The organism is Pseudomonas sp. H3_D04, assembly GCF_054669175.1.
On sequence record NZ_CP162801.1, the window covers coordinates 1,357,439 to 1,374,692 of the forward strand.

Consider the following 17,254-nt stretch of genomic DNA (forward strand, 5'->3'; position numbering starts at 1 on the left):
AGCCAGATTAGACGAGCGCACCGGATGCAATTTTGGCCTTGCTCCGCTAGCATTAGCCGCTTCTGTTCCTTCGTTGCGACGGTTTTCGATGAGTTATCAGGTTCTTGCACGTAAATGGCGTCCGCGCTCGTTCCGCGAAATGGTCGGCCAGACCCATGTGCTCAAGGCTCTGATCAATGCCTTGGACAGCCAGCGGCTGCATCACGCCTACCTGTTCACCGGTACGCGCGGGGTCGGCAAGACCACCATCGCACGGATCATCGCCAAATGCCTGAACTGTGAAACAGGTATCACTTCGACGCCGTGCGGCGAGTGTTCGGTGTGCCGCGAAATCGATGAGGGCCGCTTTGTCGACCTGATCGAGATCGACGCCGCGAGCCGGACCAAGGTCGAGGACACCCGCGAGTTGCTCGATAACGTGCAATACGCGCCGAGCCGTGGCCGCTTCAAGGTCTATCTGATCGACGAAGTGCACATGCTCTCCAGCCATTCCTTCAATGCGCTGTTGAAAACCCTTGAAGAGCCGCCGCCCTACGTCAAGTTCATCCTGGCGACGACCGACCCGCAGAAACTTCCTGCAACCATTCTGTCGCGGTGCCTGCAGTTCTCTCTCAAGAACATGACCCCGGAGCGTGTGGTCGAGCATTTGACCCACGTCCTGGGCGTCGAGAACGTGCCGTTCGAAGACGACGCACTGTGGCTGCTGGGCCGCGCCGCCGACGGCTCGATGCGTGACGCCATGAGTCTGACCGACCAGGCTATCGCCTTCGGTGAAGGCAAGGTCATGGCTGCCGACGTGCGGGCGATGCTGGGCACGCTCGATCATGGTCAGGTCTACGACGTTCTGCATGCGCTGATCGAAGGCGACGCCAAGGCCTTGCTCGAAGGTGTCCGCCATCTGGCGGAACAAGGCCCGGACTGGAATGGCGTGCTCTCGGAAATTCTCAACGTTCTGCACCGTGTCGCCATCGCCCAGGCATTGCCTGAAGGCGTCGACAACGGTCATGGCGACCGCGATCGGGTGCTGGCACTGGCCCAGGCCTTGCCGGCCGAAGATGTGCAGTTCTATTACCAGATGGGTCTGATCGGCCGCCGCGACTTGCCGCTGGCGCCGGACCCTCGTGGTGGCTTCGAAATGGTCCTGCTGCGAATGCTCGCGTTCCGACCGGCGGACACCGCGGACGCCCCGAGGCAACCGCTAAAGCCAGTGGGGATCAGCCAGGCCACAGTTGATTCCGCAAATTCAGTGGCTGCCGCGCCGGTGGTGGCACCGGTAGTCGCTGCGGCAGTTGCACCCGTTGCGCCCGTTGCGCCAGCGCCTGAGCCCGTCGCGGCGGCGATTCCTGCCCCAGCGCCTGAACCGGTGGCGCCCGTTGTGGTGGCCGAGCCTGTGGTTGAGCCGGTCGCGGTCGAGGCGGCGGTCGACTTGCCGTGGAATGACCCGGTCGAGCCGGAACCCGTCCAGCAACCCGCCGTCGAGCCGGTCCTGGAAACCGCCAGCGAACAACCTGATCTGCCGCCCATGCCGTTGCCGACGCCGGACAGCGTGGTGCCGGACGCGCCGGAGTGGGCCGCAGCGCCGATCCCGGAACCGTCGGTGGCCGACGTCGATGCCGCCACCCCGGGCGTGGACCTGGATGACGAGCCGCCGCTGGACGAAGACTACATCGAGCCGGACATGGATTCGGCCTACAGCTACCTCGATGAACTGGCCAGTGAACACGCTGCCGAGCCAGCACCGGAGCCCGAGCCTGAGCCGGCCGCCATGCCCGCCACCGGCCTGGCCCTGCAATGGCTGGAACTGTTCCCGAAACTGCCGATCTCTGGCATGACCGGCAGCATCGCCGCCAACTGCACGCTGATCGCCGTCGATGGTGACCACTGGCTGATGCACCTGGACCCGGCCCACAGCGCCTTGTTCAACGCGACCCAGCAACGGCGTCTCAACGATGCGTTGAACCAGTTTCACGGGCGCACCCTGACCCTGAGCATGGAGCTGATCAAGCCGGAGCAGGAAACCCCGGCCCAGGCCGCTTCCCGTCGTCGTGCGAACCGTCAGCGCGAGGCCGAGGAGTCGATTCACGGTGATCCGTTCATCCAGCAAATGATGCAGCAGTTCGGTGCGGTGGTTCGCAACGATACTATTGAACCTGTCGAAGCCCTGGTCAGTCAGGGCTAATAACTGAAGGCGTTTGGCCCCAAGGGCCGGGCGCTGTTTAAATCCAAGTACTTTTGAGGTGATTCCCATGATGAAAGGTGGCATGGCCGGCCTGATGAAGCAGGCACAGCAGATGCAGGAAAAAATGGCCAAGATGCAGGAAGAACTGGCCAACGCTGAAGTCACCGGTAAAGCCGGCGGCGATATGGTCACCGTGGTGATGACCGGTCGTCACGACGTCAAGCGCGTGACCATCGACCCGAGCCTGGTTGAAGGCCTGAGCGAAGACGACAAAGAGATGCTCGAAGCCGTGTTCGCCGCCGCCGTCAACGACGCCGTGCGCAAGATCGAAGCCAACAGCCAGGACAAAATGGGCAGCATGACCGCTGGCATGCAACTGCCACCGGGTATGAAACTGCCGTTCTGATTCGCCAAAGCGCGTCGGATGAGCTACAAAAAAATGCCAGGCATCGCGCCTGGCATTTTTGTTTCTGCCCGTTGGAAACGCGGTGCCTGTGAGGCAGCCTTCGCGGGCAAGCCTCGCTCCTACAGAAGCATCGCTGACCTTGCAGGTGCCGCGAAGAAGTCACCTCGGTCCAACGGACGAAACATCGAACGCCACACCTCCACAACGGTCTGCTCCCTATACCGCCGAAATTCATCGATCACAGGAGACGCTCACATGCCAGACGCATTGACCCTCAACCAACGTATCGTCCTGGCGTCCCGCCCTGTAGGCGCGCCGACACCGGAGAATTTCCGCCTGGAACGGGAAGCACTGCCGGAACTTGCCGAAGGCCAGGTCCTGCTCAAGACTCAATACCTCTCGCTGGACCCCTACATGCGCGGCCGCATGAGTGACGCGCCTTCCTACGCCGCACCGGTGGAAATCGGCGAGGTCATGACCGGAGGCGCTGTCAGCCGCGTCGAGCGCTCGCTGAATCCAAAATTCCACGAAGGCGATCTGGTGGTGGGCGCCACCGGTTGGCAGAGCCACAGCATCAGCGACGGTCGCAACATCATTCCGGTGCCAAGCGGTTTGCCGTCCCCGTCCATGGCCCTGGGTGTGCTGGGCATGCCGGGCATGACTGCGTACATGGGCCTGATGGACATCGGTCAGCCCAAGGCCGGCGAAACCCTGGTGGTCGCGGCCGCCTCGGGCGCGGTGGGTTCGGTGGTCGGCCAGGTGGCGAAGATCAAAGGCCTGCGCGTCGTGGGCGTGGCGGGCGGTGCGGAAAAATGCCGCTACGTGGTGGAGGAATTGGGGTTCGACGCTTGCGTTGACCACAAGAGCCCGAACTTCGCCGATGAACTGGCCCAGGCGTGCCCCGAGGGTATCGATATTTACTACGAGAACGTCGGTGGCAAGGTGTTCGACGCGGTGGTGCCGTTGCTCAATGCCAAGGCGCGGATTCCACTGTGCGGCCTCATCGCTTCCTACAACGCCCACGAAGCGCCGACCGGCCCGGATCGCCTGCCGCAATTGCAACGCACCTTGCTGACCAAGCGCGTGCGCATTCAGGGCTTTATCGTATTCGACGACTACGGTGATCGTCAGCCGGAGTTCGTCAGTGCCATGGCGCCGTGGGTGCGTGACGGCAAGGTCAAGTTCCGCGAAGACGTGGTCGATGGCCTTGAGAATGCGCCTGAGGCCTTCATCGGTCTGCTGGAAGGACGCAACTTCGGCAAACTGGTGGTGCGGGTCGCCCAGGACTGAATAATTGACGCTATACAGAGGCGCGGGTATAAACCGCGTCTCGTTGATTTGTCGGACGTTTCCCCATGAGCTTCAGCCCTTTGATTCGCCAACTGATCGATGCCCTGCGAATTTTGCCAGGTGTCGGTCAGAAAACCGCCCAGCGTATGGCGCTGCAACTGCTTGAGCGTGATCGCAGCGGGGGTTCGCGACTGGCGTCGGCACTGAGCCACGCCATGGAAGGGGTGGGCCATTGCCGGTTATGCCGCACGCTGACCGAAGACGACCTGTGCCCGCAATGTGCCGATACGCGCCGTGACGACACCTTGCTCTGCGTGGTGGAGGGTCCTATGGACGTCTACGCCGTGGAGCAGACCGGGTTCCGGGGTCGCTACTTTGTGCTCAAGGGCCATCTCTCGCCGCTCGACGGCCTCGGGCCGGAGGCCATTGGCATTCCGCAGCTGTTGGCGCGGATTGAAGAGGCGGGCTCCTTTACTGAAGTCATCCTGGCCACCAACCCGACCGTGGAAGGTGAGGCGACGGCGCATTACATCGCGCAGTTGTTGAGTAACAAAGGCCTGGTCGCTTCGCGTATTGCCCACGGCGTGCCGTTGGGGGGTGAGCTGGAACTGGTGGATGGCGGGACGTTGGCGCATTCGTTTGCCGGGCGTAAGCCGATCGCTTTGTAGCGTCTGAACCGACGCCATCGCCAGCAAGCCAAGCGCCTCGGTCCATCAGATTCACAACAATCCTGTTGAAAACCAAGCAAGCGCTCGGTTAACTTCGCTGAACCTTCAGTGGAGTTCGCCGATGCCTACCTTTCAGGAATACTTCGATCCCAGCCACCAATTGGTCCGCGACAGCGTCAGACGTTTCGTCGAGCGCGAGATCCTTCCCGACATTGATCAGTGGGAAGAAGCGGAGAGCTTTCCCCGCGAACTCTATCTCAAGGCCGGTGCGGCGGGCATCCTCGGGATCGGCTATCCCGACTCCCTGGGCGGCAGTCACGAAGGCGATCTGTTTGCCAAGGTCGCCGCCAGCGAAGAGTTGATGCGTTGTGGCTCCGGCGGTCTGGTGGCCGGCCTCGGTTCGCTGGACATCGGACTGCCGCCGATTCTCAAGTGGGCCCGCCCCGAAATTCGTGATCGTGTGGTGCCGCAAGTGCTGGCTGGCGAGAAGATCAGCGCGCTGGCGGTCACCGAGCCCAGCGGCGGCTCCGATGTGGCCAACCTGCAAACCCGCGCTGTGCGTGACGGCGACTTTTACCGGGTCAGCGGCAGCAAAACCTTTATCACCAGTGGTGTGCGCGCGGATTTCTACACCGTGGCGGTGCGCACCGGTGAGCCGGGTTTTGGTGGCATCAGTCTGCTGCTGATCGAAAAAGGTACACCCGGTTTCACCGTCGGCCGGCAGTTGAAGAAGATGGGCTGGTGGGCGTCGGACACGGCCGAATTGTTCTTCGATGATTGCCGGGTGCCTGTGGGAAATCTGATTGGCGCCGAGAACATGGGCTTCGCCTGCATCATGGGCAACTTCCAGAGCGAACGCCTGGCCTTGGCGCTGATGGCCAACATGACGGCGCAGCTGGCGCTGGAGGAAAGCCTGAAATGGGCGCGTCAGCGCGAGGCCTTTGGCAAACCCATCGGCAAGTTCCAGGTACTCAAGCATCGCCTTGCGGAAATGGCCACGGCGTTGGAGGTGTCGCGCGAGTTCACTTACCGTCAGGCGGCGAAGATGGCGGCGGGGCAGAGCGTAATCAAGGAGATTTCCATGGCCAAGAACTTCGCGACCGACACGGCAGACCGGATTACCACGGATGCGGTGCAGATTTTGGGCGGTTTGGGGTATATGCGCGAGAGCCTGGTGGAGCGGCTGTATCGGGATAACCGGATTCTGTCGATCGGCGGCGGGACGCGGGAAGTGATGAACGAGATCATCAGCAAGCAGATGGGGCTTTGAATTTTGCGGTGTGTCGGCTTGCGCCTTCGCGGGCAAGCCTCGCTCTTACGGTTTTCGGTCGAAGCCGAGTTTCTGACACGACTCTGATCTTGTAGGAGCGAGGCTTGCCCGCGAAGGCGTCAGTGAAGGCGCCGCCTTACTTCTCGCTCAACGCAAACTGCGTCAGGCAAAACGTCGTAATTCCCTGCTCTTCCAGCCGCTGCGACCCACCCAGCTCCGGCAGGTCAATGATTGCCGCCGCTTCATGAATCCGCGCGCCCATGCGCCGAATCAGGTTCGCCGCCGCAATCAGCGTACCGCCGGTGGCGATCAAATCATCAAACATCACCACCGAGTCACCTTCGCACAAGCTGTCGGCGTGCACTTCGAGAAAGGCTTCGCCGTATTCGGTCGCATAACCTTCGGCCAACACGTCGGCCGGCAGTTTGCCTTGCTTGCGGAACAGCACCAACGGCTTGTTCAGCTGATAGGCCAGGACCGAGCCGATCAGGAAGCCGCGCGCATCCATCGCACCGATGTGCGTGAAGTCCGCCTCGACATAACGGTGGGCAAAGCTGTCCATCACCAGGCGCAGGGCCGTAGGCGACTGGAACAACGGGGTGATGTCACGAAAGATCACGCCCGGCTTGGGGAAGTCGATCACGGGGCGGATCAGGGATTTGATGTCGAAGGATTCGATGAGCATCGTCGAGGTGTCCTGGCAGGCTGCAAACGTCGCAGTATAACGGCGGCTGAACCGTTTCGCTCAGCCGCAATTATCTCCGTCAGCCTTCGAGCGAGCCACCGGCCAGGGCGCAGAGCTGGATCGGGTCGAGGATGTGGATTTCCTTGCCCTCGGCGGCGATCAGTTCGTTTTGCTGGAAGCGTGTGAACACCCGGGACACGGTTTCCACCGCCAGGCCCAGGTAATTGCCGATTTCGTTACGCGACATGCTCAGGCGGAACTGGTTGGCCGAGAAGCCCCGGGCGCGGAAACGTGCCGAGAGGTTGACCAGGAACGTGGCGATGCGCTCGTCGGCGGTTTTTTTCGACAGCAGTAACATCATTTGCTGATCGTCGCGAATCTCGCGGCTCATCACCCGCATCAACTGACGGCGCAGTTGTGGCAGTTGCAGGGCCAGTTCGTCGAGGCGTTCGAAGGGGATTTCACACACCGACGTGGTTTCCAGGGCTTGCGCCGAAACCGGGTGCTTCTCAGTGTCCATGCCCGACAGGCCAACCAGTTCGCTCGGCAAGTGGAAGCCGGTGAGCTGTTCTTCACCGCCATCGCTGAGGCTGAAGGTCTTGAGGGCGCCGGAGCGCACTGCATAAACGGAATCGAAAGTATCGCCTTGGCGGAACAGGAACTCGCCTTTTTTCAACGGGCGACCCCGTTTGACGATCTCGTCCAACGCTTCCATGTCTTCCAGATTCAGAGAAAGTGGCAAGCAGAGGGGGGCCAGGCTGCAATCCTTGCAATGGGCCTGGCCGTTAGCGCGCAGTTTTACTGGCTCGGACATTTCTTCAATCCTTGTGGGAAAACACACATAAGCCGTAAGGGTAACTCACGGGAGGACATTCAGGCACGCGGCGATTTTGCCGCAGGGTCATAAAGCCAGCATTTTGTTAACCGACAAGTGAACGGATGACTAAATCACTCGCGAAAATCGCTGGTGATTGTGCTGTTGCAAGTAGGCATCGAACACCATGCACACCGAGCGCACCAGCAAGCGACCGGCGGGCAGTACGCTGATCCGCTCATTGTCGAGGCTGATCAAGCCGTCCTCGGCCATGGTCTGTAGCTGAGGCCACAGGTCACCGAAGTAACCGCGAAAATCGATGTTGAAGGCCTGTTCGATCTGCGCGAACTCCAGATTGAACGTGCAGATCAACTGCTGAATTACCGCCCGTCGCACGCGGTCATCAGCATTGCATATCAGGCCTCGGCTGGTTGCCAGTTGCGCGGTGGCCAAGGTGTTCTGGTACTGGTTCAAATCGCTGTTGTTCTGGCAGTAGAGGTCGCCGATCTGACTGATGGCCGAGACCCCCAGCCCGATCAGGTCGCAATGACCGTGAGTGGTGTAGCCCTGAAAGTTACGCTGCAGGGTCGATTCTTCCTGGGCAATCGCCAGCTCATCGTCGGGCAAGGCGAAGTGGTCCATGCCGATGTAGTGGTAGCCGGCAGCGGTCAGTTGTTCGATGGTGCGCTGCAGCATTTCCAGCTTCTGCGCCGGTGTCGGCAACTCGTTGCTGTTGATTCGCCGCTGCGGCATGAAGCGTTCCGGCAGGTGCGCGTAGTTGAACACCGAAAGCCGATCCGGTTGCAGCGCAATGACTTCGTCAACCGTGCGCGCGAAGTTTTCCGGGGTCTGCTTCGGCAAGCCGTAGATCAGGTCGATGTTGATCGAGCGGAATTGCAGGGTCCGGGCGGCGTCGATCACGGCGCGGGTTTCTTCCAGGCTTTGCAGGCGATTGACCGCCCGTTGCACCGCCGGGTCGAGGTCTTGCAAGCCAATGCTGACCCGGTTGAAACCCAGTTCACGCAGCAGTCCCATGGTCGACCAGTCGGCTTCGCGAGGGTCGATCTCGATGCCGTAGTCGCCGGAATCGTCGTCCAGCAGGTTGAAGTGCTTGCGCAACTGAGCCATCAACTGGCGCAGTTCGTCGTGGCTGAGAAAGGTCGGGGTGCCGCCGCCAAAGTGCAGTTGTTCGACTTTTTGCGCCGGGTCGAGGTGGCAGGCGATCAGCTGGATTTCCTGCTCAAGACGCTGCAAATAGGGCAGGGCGCGGCCTCGGTCCTTGGTGATGACTTTGTTGCACGCGCAGTAGTAACAAATGTTCGCGCAGAACGGCACGTGCACGTACAGCGACAATGGGCGCTGGGCCTTACGGCTGTCGCGCAGGGCGTGGAACAGGTCAAACGTGCCGACCTGCCCGTCGAATTGCACGGCAGTGGGGTAAGAGGTGTAGCGCGGCCCCGCCAGGTCGTAACGGCGGATCAGATCGGTATCCCAACGAATGGCGTCGAGCATCATGCGGGCATTCCCCCGGATAGGCTGGCAGTGTTCGCAAGTCTATGGGGGGCGACGCCGGGGCATCTTGATTTGCATCAACGGTCAGGATATGTGTGGCCAGTCAGGGCCTCTTCGCTAGCAGGGGAATGCATTTCAATGTAGGAGCGAGGCTTGCCCGCGAAGGCCGCACCACCGATCTAATGCCCCATGAGCCAATGCTGATGCGGCCCCGGCAAAGTCCAGATGCCAAACAGGATCACCAGCAACCCACCGGTCATGCGCACACTGCGCTTGCGCAACAACGCCGTGACCCGCTCAGCCGCCAACCCCGTGGCCAGCAGCACCGGCCAGGTGCCGAGCCCGAACGCGAGCATCAGCAGCGCACTGTCCAGCGCATTGCCCTGGCTCGCCGTCCACAGCAACGTGCTGTAAACCAACCCGCACGGCAACCAGCCCCACAGCGCGCCCAGCAATAAGGCGCGGGGCAGGCTCGACACCGGCAGCAGTTTGTTGGCAACCGGCTGGATATGCCGCCACAGGCCGCGGCCAAGGCTCTCAATACGGGTCAGGCCGCTCCACCAGCCGGCGAGGTACAGGCCCATGGCGATCAGCAACAATCCGGCGATCACGCGCATGAACATGGCGGCCGGGCTGTTGGCCACTGCCCAACCCGCCAGGCCGATCAAAAGACCGGCCGTTGCATAGCTGAGAATTCGCCCCAGGTTGTACGCCAGCAGCAGGCGAAAACGGCGGCTGCGCTGTTCCTTGGGAATCGCCAGGGTGAGCGCGCCCATCAAGCCGCCGCACATGCCCAGGCAATGCCCACCGCCGAGCAGGCCGAGAATCACCGCAGACACCAGCAGTGGCGCCAACTCAAGCATGCGGAGGCGCCTTGTCGTCCGGTTTGGCCGGATGGCCGCTGGCTTCGTCGACTGCGGCTTGGTGGTTCGGGTCCTGGTCGTCGAACAGAATGCTGTGGGCCGGGCCGTCGAGGTCGTCGTACTGACCGCTGTCGACCGCCCAGAAGAAGATATAGATAGCGATGGCCACGATCAGCAGCGCGGCCGGGATCATCACGTAGAGAGCTGGCATCTGGACTCCATGCCCGCGCGGCTCAGGCCGGCAGCGGGCGGGTTTCTGGCGTGGGCCGGACGCCAGGCGCGCTCGGCAGGCGAGTCAGGCGCAGGGCGTTCAGCACCACGGTCAACGAACTGATGGACATGCCGACCGCGGCCCATACCGGCGTGATCCAGCCGAGGGCGGCGAACGGCAACATGAGGCCATTGTACAGCCCGGCCCACAGCAGGTTCTCGATGATTACCCGACGGGTGCGCCGCGCCAGGCTGAAGGCCTGCACCAGCGCATCGAGGCGGTTGGACAGCAACACCGCATCGGCGCTGGTTTTCGCCAGGTCGGTGGCTGAACCCATCGCCACGCTGATGTCGGCTGCGGCCAGCACTGGCACGTCATTGACGCCGTCACCGAGCATCAACACCTTGCGGCCTTCCTTGTGCAACTGTTGCAGGACCTGCAATTTGTCATCCGGACGCAAACCGCCCCGGGCTTCGTCGATGCCCAATTCGGCGGCCACGCTGGCGACCATCGGTGAGGTATCGCCCGACAGCAGCAAGGTGCGCCAGCCACGGGCCTTGCAGGCTTCCAATAGTGCCGGGGCATCGGCACGCAAACGGTCATCGAGGACAAACCACGCCAGTGGCCCTTGGCTGTCGCCGAGCAGCAGCCATTGCCCGGCTTCATCGGGCATGACCGGTGTCGCCGCGCCACTGAGTTCGCAGACAAAACCCGGCTGGCCGATGCGCAGGCGTTGCGTGCCGACCAGGCCCTCGAGGCCAAGCCCCGGCGTGCTGAGGACTTCTTCGGCCGCCAGCGGCGCTCGGCCAAATGCCCGGGCAATCGGGTGTTCGGAGCGGTTTTCCAGGGCGGCGGCGAGACTCAGGCATTGATCGCTGTCGAGCGCGCCGAGCGGGCGGATCGAACGCAAGGCCAATCGCCCCCTCGGTCAACGTGCCGGTCTTGTCGAAAATCACCGTGTCGATCTGATTCAGGCCTTCCAGCACATGGCCACGGGTCAGCAGTAAACCGAGTTTGTGCAACGTGCCGGTGGCGGCCGTGAGGGCGGTCGGCGTGGCCAGCGACAAGGCGCACGGGCACGTCGCAACCAGCATCGCCAAGACAATCCAGAAGGCTCGCGACGAATCCAGCTCCCACCACAACAGGCCGATTGCCGCTGCTGCGATCAATGACAGCAACAGGAACCATTGCGCAGCGCGGTCAGCGATTTCCGCCAGTCGCGGCTTTTCGGCCTGGGCGCGGTCCAGCAGGCGGACGATGGCCGACAGCCGCGTGTCCTGACCCAGCGCCAGCACTTGCACGGTCAACGCGCCTTCGACGTTCAGGGTGCCGGCGGTGACCGCGTCGCCCTGGGTGCGCGGTTGTGGCAGGTATTCGCCGGTCAGCAGCGATTCGTCGATGCTTGACTGGCCATCGAGGATCTTGCCGTCGGCCGGCAGAATGGCGCCCGGATGCACCAGCACCTGATCGCCGACACGCAGTTCGCTGAGCAGGATTCGTTCGCTCTGGCCGTCGGCATCCAGGCGCAGGCACGAGGCCGGCAACAGGTTGACGAGCTGTGCAGTGGCGGCGGCGGTGCGCTCCCGGGCGCGGCGTTCCAGGTATCGACCGGCCAGCAGGAACAGCGCGAACATTCCCACCGCGTCGAAATACAACTCGCCGACGCCGGTGATCGAGGTCCAGATTCCGGCGATGTAGGCACTGCCGATGGCGAGCGACACCGACACGTCCATGGTCAGATGTCGGGTGCGCAAATCGCGCATCGCCCCTTTGAAGAACGGCGCACAGCTGTAGAACACGATCGGCGTGGTGAGGAACAGTGCGACCCAGCGCAGGATGGTGTGCAGCTCGGGACTCAAATCGATGTTGAATTCCGGCCAAGTGGCCATGGTCGCCATCATCGCCTGGAACCACAGCAACCCGGCGACGCCCAGTTGGCGCAAGGCCAGGCGGTTTTCGCTGGCCAGTTGTTCGCTGGCGCGGTCGGCTTGGTACGGGTGCGCGGCGTAGCCGATGTGGCGCAGTTCGCTGAGCACCTGACTCAATGGCAATTGCGCGTCGGCCCAGCGCACGTGAAGACGATGGTTGGACAGGTTCAGTCGCGCCTCTGCCACCGCCGGCAAGGCGCGCAGGTGTTTTTCGATCAGCCAGCCGCAGGCGGCGCAGCTGATGCCTTCCATCAACAGGGTGGTTTCGGCGAGTTCGCCGTCGTGGCGCACGAAAGGCTTCTGCACATCGGCGCGGTCGTAGAGCGCCAACTCATCCACCAACTGCACCGGCAAGGCTTCGGGGTTGGCCGATGACTCGCTGCGGTGCTGGTAATAGCTTTCCAGTCCGCCGGCCACGATCGCCTCAGCCACGGCCTGGCACCCCGGGCAGCAGAACTCGCGGGTTTCACCGAGGACCGCAGCGGTGAAGCGGCTGCCGGCCGGGACGGGCAGGGCGCAGTGGTAGCAGGGGGTTGGCGTGGTCATCTGTGCTGCCATGGAAACCATTGTGGCGAGGGAGCTTGCTCCCGCTCGGCTGCGCAGCAGTCGTAAACCTGCGAACGCGCTATGACTGAAAGAATCGGTTTGCTGGTTTCAGGGGGCGCTTCGCACCCAGCGGGAGCAAGCTCCCTCGCCACAGTTGACCGTGTTCACTGGAACTTACTTCTTCAGGTCTTCCGCGCCTTGCAGCGGCTCATCCCCGAGCAGCAGGTCCTTATCATGGCTGACCAGCTCTTCTTCGAACATGCGCCAGATGTGGTCGTCCTGAGTGCCCAGCAATTCGACAAAACGACGGCCTTCAATCTTGTCGCTCAATTGACCGATGTAGCGACCCTGCTCTGTTTCACTGCGGGCCAAGGTGATCTTGCGATCCTTTTCCGGCTGGGTCGGCGAGATCAGGTTCAGCTCAAGGGTTTCAGGTTGGCTGTTGCCGCTCAGGCGCAGGTCGACTTCGCCGGTTACGTCATCCAGGTGAACGCTGGCCCGCAGCAGCAGGGTCTGGGCCAGCAGCTCACGATCAAGGGAGCGGTTGATGCCTTTGCCGGCCTCGTAGTAGTTGTCGTTGACCAGGTTGTCCGGGTTGTTCACCGCGATGGTCACCATGGACAGGGTCAACGTCACGGAACAAGCCAGGATGGCGATGATGATCCATGGCCAAAGATGCTTGTACCAAGGGCTTGCGGCGTTTGCTGCGGGCATGATTACTTCTCTCAACGAATTTGTGGGCCGATGAATCGGCTCTTGGCTTCAACGTGGATGCTGTCGTCGTCGGCATCCTTGAGGATGAATTTCACCTCGTTGGTGCTCGACGGCAGTTTTTCCGGTGCCATGGACAGTTCCACTGGCTGGCTGAAAATCTCCCCGGCGGCGACTTTGATCTCGCGCTTGCCTTGCAGCTTGAGGTCCGGCAGACCGGAGGCTTCCAGTACGTAGGTATGGTCGCGCTGGTCTTTGTTCATGATCTTCAGGCTGTAGACGTTCTCGATCCGGCCTTCGGCGTTCTCGCGATACAGCACGCGGTCCTTGCTGACGTCGAAACCGACCAGTGAACGCATGAAGAACGCGCCCGCCAGCAAGCCCATCATGGCCAGCAACACCAGGGCATAGCCAATCAGCCGCGGGCGCAGTTTATGGGTTTTTTGCCCGGACAGGTTGTGCTCGGTGGTGTAGCTGATCAACCCGCGCGGGTAGTCCATCTTGTCCATGATGCTGTCGCAGGCATCGATGCACGCCGCGCAGCCGATGCATTCGATCTGCAGACCGTCGCGAATGTCGATGCCGGTCGGGCAGACCTGGACGCACATGGTGCAATCGATGCAATCGCCCAGGCCCATAGCCTTGTAGTCGACGCCTTTCTTGCGCGGGCCGCGGCTTTCACCACGGCGAGGATCGTAGGACACGATCAGCGTGTCCTTGTCGAACATCACGCTCTGGAAGCGCGCATACGGGCACATGTAAATGCACACTTGCTCACGCAACCAGCCGGCGTTGCCGTAGGTGGCGAGGGTGAAGAAACCGACCCAGAAATACGACCAGCCATCCGCTTCGCCGGTGAAGAAGTCGATGGTCAGTTCGCGAATGGGCGAGAAGTACCCGACGAAGGTCATGCCGGTGACGAAGCCGATCAACAACCACATCGAGTGCTTGCTGAGTTTGCGCAGGAATTTGTTGGCGCTCATCGGCGCCTTGTCGAGCTTGATGCGCTGGTTGCGGTCGCCTTCGGTGACCTTTTCGCACCACATGAAAATCCACGTCCAGACGCTTTGCGGGCAGGTATAACCGCACCACACCCGACCGGCGTACACGGTAATGAAGAACAGGCCGAAGGCGCTGACGATCAGGATCCCGGAGAGCAGGATGAAATCCTGGGGCCAGAAGGTCGCGCCGAAGATGAAGAATTTGCGTTCCGGCAGGTTCCACCAGACGGCTTGATGACCGCCCCAGTTCAGCCAGACCGTACCGAAATACAGCAGAAACAACCCGGCACCGCCCATCATCCGCAGGTTGCGGAACAGGCCGGTGAAGGCACGGGTGTAGATTTTTTCTCGAGAGGCGTAAAGATCGACGCTGTTGTTTGCGTCTTTGGCAGGCGGTGTGACGTCGTGTACCGGAATCTGATTGCTCATCATTGCATCCCACGGCAGTGGAAAAATGCCTCGGTCAGTACATGCCGACCGCGGTCAAAAAGAGGTGTTGCAGTGGCGCAATGATACGCCTGTCGCTCTGGCTCAAGGGTGCGACCTTTGGTCGCGTTGGGCAAATTCAATTGATGGTGTAGTGACTTGAATCAATTGACTTGTGGATTATGGACGGTTTTTCGTGATGTAGAGTCAGAGGATGGGGCGATTCCTGGCCGGTGCGTGGCCGACGGGAGCAGAACTGCTGACCTCAGTCATGCCACAAGCCTGCCGCAGCACTTTACGCCATGGCCGCCGTCATTTCAGGCGCCGTTTTGAAACTTGCAATGCGTTGAACTAACCAACTTGAGGTTGGGTAAGTTGTTGTTTTACGACGTGCAGCGGAAATATATTTATTTAATTGGTCTTTATGAGTTGTTTGAAGTTTTTGTCTGTTTCTAATAGGTTGATTGGGTGCGGTTTGTTAGTTGCACACTTTATCTAATACTAATGGAAACGGAATTCTATGATTTCTAAGAAAGTTAAGCGGTTTGTGCTGGGCGTGTGCCTGCTGTCTATGGCGCCTTTGGCCTATTCAATCGAAGGTGCCCCACGTCATATGATCTTCGCTTCGGATACGCAGTACCCGTGGACGGACAAACTCGACCGCAGGGAACCCGAGTCCGATGCGGATTTCAAGACACGTTCAAAATGGCTGGTGGAGACTCAGTTTGCGAGTATTGCCGACTTCCGCAAGAACCATGCGCAATCCCACGTGCCGCTGATGATCAATGGCGACATCACCGCTTTCGGCCACGGCTGGCAGCGCTCTTACATGAACTCCATGTTGAAAAAATACTTCAATGGCGATTTCTTGTATGGCCTGGGTAACCACGACTATGAGAACAACGTGGATGATTGCTTCAGCAATAACTGTGCGGCCGGCAGTATCGTGGAGTTTAAAGAGCATCATGAAAATAAGGTTGATAATTTTGATTTGAAAATTACCGGCAATTTTCTGAGTCGGCTGTATTCCGGCAGTCTCGCCTATTCCAAGAACATAGGGGACGTCCATATGGTGCAACTCAATAATGAGCCGACCTATGCCACCAGGATTGCTCATGCGTTAAACCCGACGACGTTCGACATCACCAGTACCCTGGATTGGCTTGAAAACGATTTGAGAGTCGCTCGGACTCAGGGTTACGCCATCATTATCAACATGCACAAGCCACTCGAAATGATGGGTAATAGTGAGCAAGAGTGGCGCTTTTATCAGATGATCAGGAAGTATGAGGTCACTGCCATCTTCGCCGGCCATCTCCATGATCAAGGTGGTGATGCCTATGAAGTGAATGGCGTGCCGATGTACCTGAGCGGTGCCACTTCTCAGCAAACCTACCTGGTTGCCAGTTTCTCGGAGGATCGCAAGCAGTTGCAGATCAACCTGGTGACGGACAACCAATGGCAGAGCCGAAAGCTGTTGGATACGGTACCGGTAAAATCGATCTGGGCCAGTCGCCCATGAAAAAGGCCCCGCCAGATCACTGGCGGGGCCTTGTTTGTTGCGTCAGGCGTTGGCCTTACTGAGCGTCTTCCGCCGGCGCTTTCTCACCGTGAGAAAGGCTGTAGACGTAAGCGGCCAGCAGGTGAACCTTGTCGTTGCCTTGCAGCTGTTCTTGCGCAGGCATCTGGCCCTGACGGCCGTAACGGATGGTCTGCTGCAGTTGAGCGAAGCTCGAACCGTAGATGAACGCAGCCGGGTGAGTCAGGTTCGGCGCGCCCATGGCTGGCGTACCTTTGCCTTCCGGACCGTGGCACACCGCGCAGTTGGCGGCGAACAGCTTCTGACCGGCAACCGGATCGGCCTTGGTGCCTTCCGGCAGCTTGCGGCCATCGAGGTTGATCAGTACGAACGAAGCAACGTCCGCAACGCCTTGCTCGCCGATCACGTCAGCCCATGCCGGCATGACCGCGTGGCGGCCACCCATGATGGTGGTCTTGATGGTTTCTGCCTCACCGCCCCAGCGCCAGTCGGCGTCGGTCAGGTTAGGGAAGCCATAAGCGCCCTTGGCGTCGGAGCCGTGGCAGACCGAGCAGTTGGAGGCGAACAGGCGGCCACCCATCTTCAGGGCTTGCGGGTCCTTGGCGACTTCTTCAATCGGCATCGAAGCGAACTTGGCGAAGATCGGGCCGAACTTGGCGTCCGACTTGGCCATTTCCTTTTCCCACTCGTGAACGCCGGTCCAGCCGGTCTGGCCGTTGGCGAACGCGGTCTGCTTCTCGTTATCCAGGTAGTTGTAACCCGGCAACAGGCCTTTCCAGTTACCCAGGCCCGGGTACAGCACCAGATAGCCCAGGGCGAAGATGATGGTGCCCACGAACAGCATGAACCACCATTTCGGCAGTGGGTTGTCGTACTCCTCGATCCCGTCGAAGGAGTGGCCAACCGTTTCTTCGGTGGCTTCGCTGCGCTGGCCCTTGCGGGTGGACAGCAGCAGCCAGGTCAGGGCGAAGATCGTGCCGAGACTGAGGACTGTGATGTACAGACTCCAGAACGTAGTCATTCTTTGTTACTCCTAGAAGCTTGCTCGACGTGCTTGATGGCTTCGGGATCATCCGCGAAAGGCAGCAAGGTCGCGTCTTCAAACTCCGACTTGCGCTTGGGGCTGAATACCCACAACGCCAGACCGATGAAGGCCACCATCACAACAACGGTGCCCAGGCCACGAATCATCCCGATATCCATC

At 60.7% G+C, this 17,254-nt stretch carries 15 protein-coding genes and 1 pseudogene; 6 read left to right on the forward strand and 10 right to left on the reverse strand.

Going from position 1 to position 17,254, the window contains the following annotated elements; genetic code table 11:
- Positions 1-88: 88 nt before the first annotated feature.
- The 5 genes from dnaX (at position 89) to AB4N91_RS06485 (ending at position 5,813) form a co-directional block, all read left to right on the forward strand.
- Entirely contained in the window at positions 89-2,179 is a 2,091-nt protein-coding gene (gene dnaX, locus AB4N91_RS06465; protein ID WP_154912825.1) for a DNA polymerase III subunit gamma/tau, read from the forward strand.
- 67 nt (positions 2,180-2,246) lie between these two features.
- Positions 2,247-2,585 carry a YbaB/EbfC family nucleoid-associated protein gene (locus AB4N91_RS06470; RefSeq protein WP_007933349.1) on the forward strand — a complete coding sequence of 113 codons (339 nt, stop codon included), beginning with the start codon at positions 2,247-2,249 and terminating at the stop codon, positions 2,583-2,585.
- A gap of 255 nt (positions 2,586-2,840) precedes the next feature.
- Positions 2,841-3,875, forward strand: a complete 1,035-nt coding sequence (locus AB4N91_RS06475) for an NADP-dependent oxidoreductase (protein ID WP_077748210.1) — start codon at positions 2,841-2,843, stop codon at positions 3,873-3,875.
- Positions 3,876-3,940: 65 nt separating this feature from the next.
- The gene (gene recR, locus AB4N91_RS06480) at positions 3,941-4,543 is read left to right on the forward strand and encodes a recombination mediator RecR (RefSeq protein WP_460112195.1); all 603 of its coding nucleotides are present in this window, start codon (positions 3,941-3,943) and stop codon (positions 4,541-4,543) included.
- 121 nt (positions 4,544-4,664) lie between these two features.
- Complete coding sequence (locus AB4N91_RS06485; protein WP_460112196.1) at positions 4,665-5,813, forward strand: acyl-CoA dehydrogenase family protein; 1,149 nt, start codon at positions 4,665-4,667, stop codon at positions 5,811-5,813.
- A gap of 136 nt (positions 5,814-5,949) precedes the next feature.
- Here the strand turns inward: AB4N91_RS06485 and AB4N91_RS06490 are convergent, their stop codons facing one another.
- From AB4N91_RS06490 to ccoG, 8 genes and pseudogenes are all read right to left on the reverse strand, one after another.
- Complete coding sequence (locus AB4N91_RS06490) at positions 5,950-6,498, reverse strand: adenine phosphoribosyltransferase (RefSeq protein WP_221106847.1); 549 nt, start codon at positions 6,496-6,498, stop codon at positions 5,950-5,952.
- 79 nt (positions 6,499-6,577) lie between these two features.
- A complete protein-coding gene (gene fnr, locus AB4N91_RS06495; RefSeq protein ID WP_010456431.1) occupies positions 6,578-7,312 on the reverse strand; it encodes a fumarate/nitrate reduction transcriptional regulator Fnr in 735 nt (244 codons plus the stop codon).
- A gap of 129 nt (positions 7,313-7,441) precedes the next feature.
- Complete coding sequence (gene hemN, locus AB4N91_RS06500; RefSeq protein ID WP_460112645.1) at positions 7,442-8,824, reverse strand: oxygen-independent coproporphyrinogen III oxidase; 1,383 nt, start codon at positions 8,822-8,824, stop codon at positions 7,442-7,444.
- 179 nt (positions 8,825-9,003) lie between these two features.
- Complete coding sequence (locus AB4N91_RS06505; RefSeq protein WP_460112197.1) at positions 9,004-9,687, reverse strand: sulfite exporter TauE/SafE family protein; 684 nt, start codon at positions 9,685-9,687, stop codon at positions 9,004-9,006.
- Positions 9,680-9,898 (reverse strand): cbb3-type cytochrome oxidase assembly protein CcoS, encoded by a 219-nt coding sequence (gene ccoS / locus AB4N91_RS06510; RefSeq protein WP_042932684.1) that lies wholly within the window; start codon positions 9,896-9,898, stop codon positions 9,680-9,682. Before ccoS ends, AB4N91_RS06505 begins: the two co-directional genes overlap by 8 nt.
- 22 nt (positions 9,899-9,920) lie before the next feature.
- A pseudogene (locus tag AB4N91_RS06515) lies at positions 9,921-12,372 on the reverse strand (heavy metal translocating P-type ATPase).
- 174 nt (positions 12,373-12,546) lie between these two features.
- Positions 12,547-13,086: a FixH family protein gene (locus AB4N91_RS06520; protein WP_010456420.1), complete on the reverse strand. Its 540-nt coding sequence runs from the start codon at positions 13,084-13,086 to the stop codon at positions 12,547-12,549.
- Between the two features lie 11 nt (positions 13,087-13,097).
- Positions 13,098-14,513 carry a cytochrome c oxidase accessory protein CcoG gene (ccoG, locus tag AB4N91_RS06525; RefSeq protein WP_010456417.1) on the reverse strand — a complete coding sequence of 472 codons (1,416 nt, stop codon included), beginning with the start codon at positions 14,511-14,513 and terminating at the stop codon, positions 13,098-13,100.
- 517 nt (positions 14,514-15,030) lie between these two features.
- Between ccoG and AB4N91_RS06530 the strand changes: the two genes are divergently transcribed.
- The gene (locus tag AB4N91_RS06530; protein ID WP_010456416.1) at positions 15,031-16,032 is read left to right on the forward strand and encodes a metallophosphoesterase family protein; all 1,002 of its coding nucleotides are present in this window, start codon (positions 15,031-15,033) and stop codon (positions 16,030-16,032) included.
- 55 nt (positions 16,033-16,087) lie between these two features.
- On the opposite strand, the gene ccoP is transcribed toward AB4N91_RS06530, so the two are convergent.
- Positions 16,088-17,071, reverse strand: coding sequence for a cytochrome-c oxidase, cbb3-type subunit III (ccoP, locus tag AB4N91_RS06535; protein ID WP_460112198.1), 984 nt, complete (start codon positions 17,069-17,071; stop codon positions 16,088-16,090).
- Positions 17,068-17,253 (reverse strand): CcoQ/FixQ family Cbb3-type cytochrome c oxidase assembly chaperone, encoded by a 186-nt coding sequence (locus tag AB4N91_RS06540; protein WP_003175465.1) that lies wholly within the window; start codon positions 17,251-17,253, stop codon positions 17,068-17,070. The genes ccoP and AB4N91_RS06540 overlap by 4 nt, the downstream gene beginning before the upstream one ends.
- Between the last annotated feature and the right edge of the window lies 1 nt (position 17,254).

Coding starts and splice junctions, on each gene's coding strand:
- dnaX (WP_154912825.1), top strand. CDS start 89: ATGAGTTATCAGGTTCTTGCACGTAAATGGCGTCCGCGCTCGTTCCGC.
- AB4N91_RS06470 (WP_007933349.1), top strand. CDS start 2,247: ATGATGAAAGGTGGCATGGCCGGCCTGATGAAGCAGGCACAGCAGATG.
- AB4N91_RS06475 (WP_077748210.1), top strand. CDS start 2,841: ATGCCAGACGCATTGACCCTCAACCAACGTATCGTCCTGGCGTCCCGC.
- recR (WP_460112195.1), top strand. CDS start 3,941: ATGAGCTTCAGCCCTTTGATTCGCCAACTGATCGATGCCCTGCGAATT.
- AB4N91_RS06485 (WP_460112196.1), top strand. CDS start 4,665: ATGCCTACCTTTCAGGAATACTTCGATCCCAGCCACCAATTGGTCCGC.
- AB4N91_RS06490 (WP_221106847.1), bottom strand. CDS start 6,498: ATGCTCATCGAATCCTTCGACATCAAATCCCTGATCCGCCCCGTGATC.
- fnr (WP_010456431.1), bottom strand. CDS start 7,312: ATGTCCGAGCCAGTAAAACTGCGCGCTAACGGCCAGGCCCATTGCAAG.
- hemN (WP_460112645.1), bottom strand. CDS start 8,824: ATGCTCGACGCCATTCGTTGGGATACCGATCTGATCCGCCGTTACGAC.
- AB4N91_RS06505 (WP_460112197.1), bottom strand. CDS start 9,687: ATGCTTGAGTTGGCGCCACTGCTGGTGTCTGCGGTGATTCTCGGCCTG.
- ccoS (WP_042932684.1), bottom strand. CDS start 9,898: ATGCCAGCTCTCTACGTGATGATCCCGGCCGCGCTGCTGATCGTGGCC.
- AB4N91_RS06520 (WP_010456420.1), bottom strand. CDS start 13,086: ATGCCCGCAGCAAACGCCGCAAGCCCTTGGTACAAGCATCTTTGGCCA.
- ccoG (WP_010456417.1), bottom strand. CDS start 14,513: ATGAGCAATCAGATTCCGGTACACGACGTCACACCGCCTGCCAAAGAC.
- AB4N91_RS06530 (WP_010456416.1), top strand. CDS start 15,031: ATGATTTCTAAGAAAGTTAAGCGGTTTGTGCTGGGCGTGTGCCTGCTG.
- ccoP (WP_460112198.1), bottom strand. CDS start 17,071: ATGACTACGTTCTGGAGTCTGTACATCACAGTCCTCAGTCTCGGCACG.
- AB4N91_RS06540 (WP_003175465.1), bottom strand. CDS start 17,253: ATGGATATCGGGATGATTCGTGGCCTGGGCACCGTTGTTGTGATGGTG.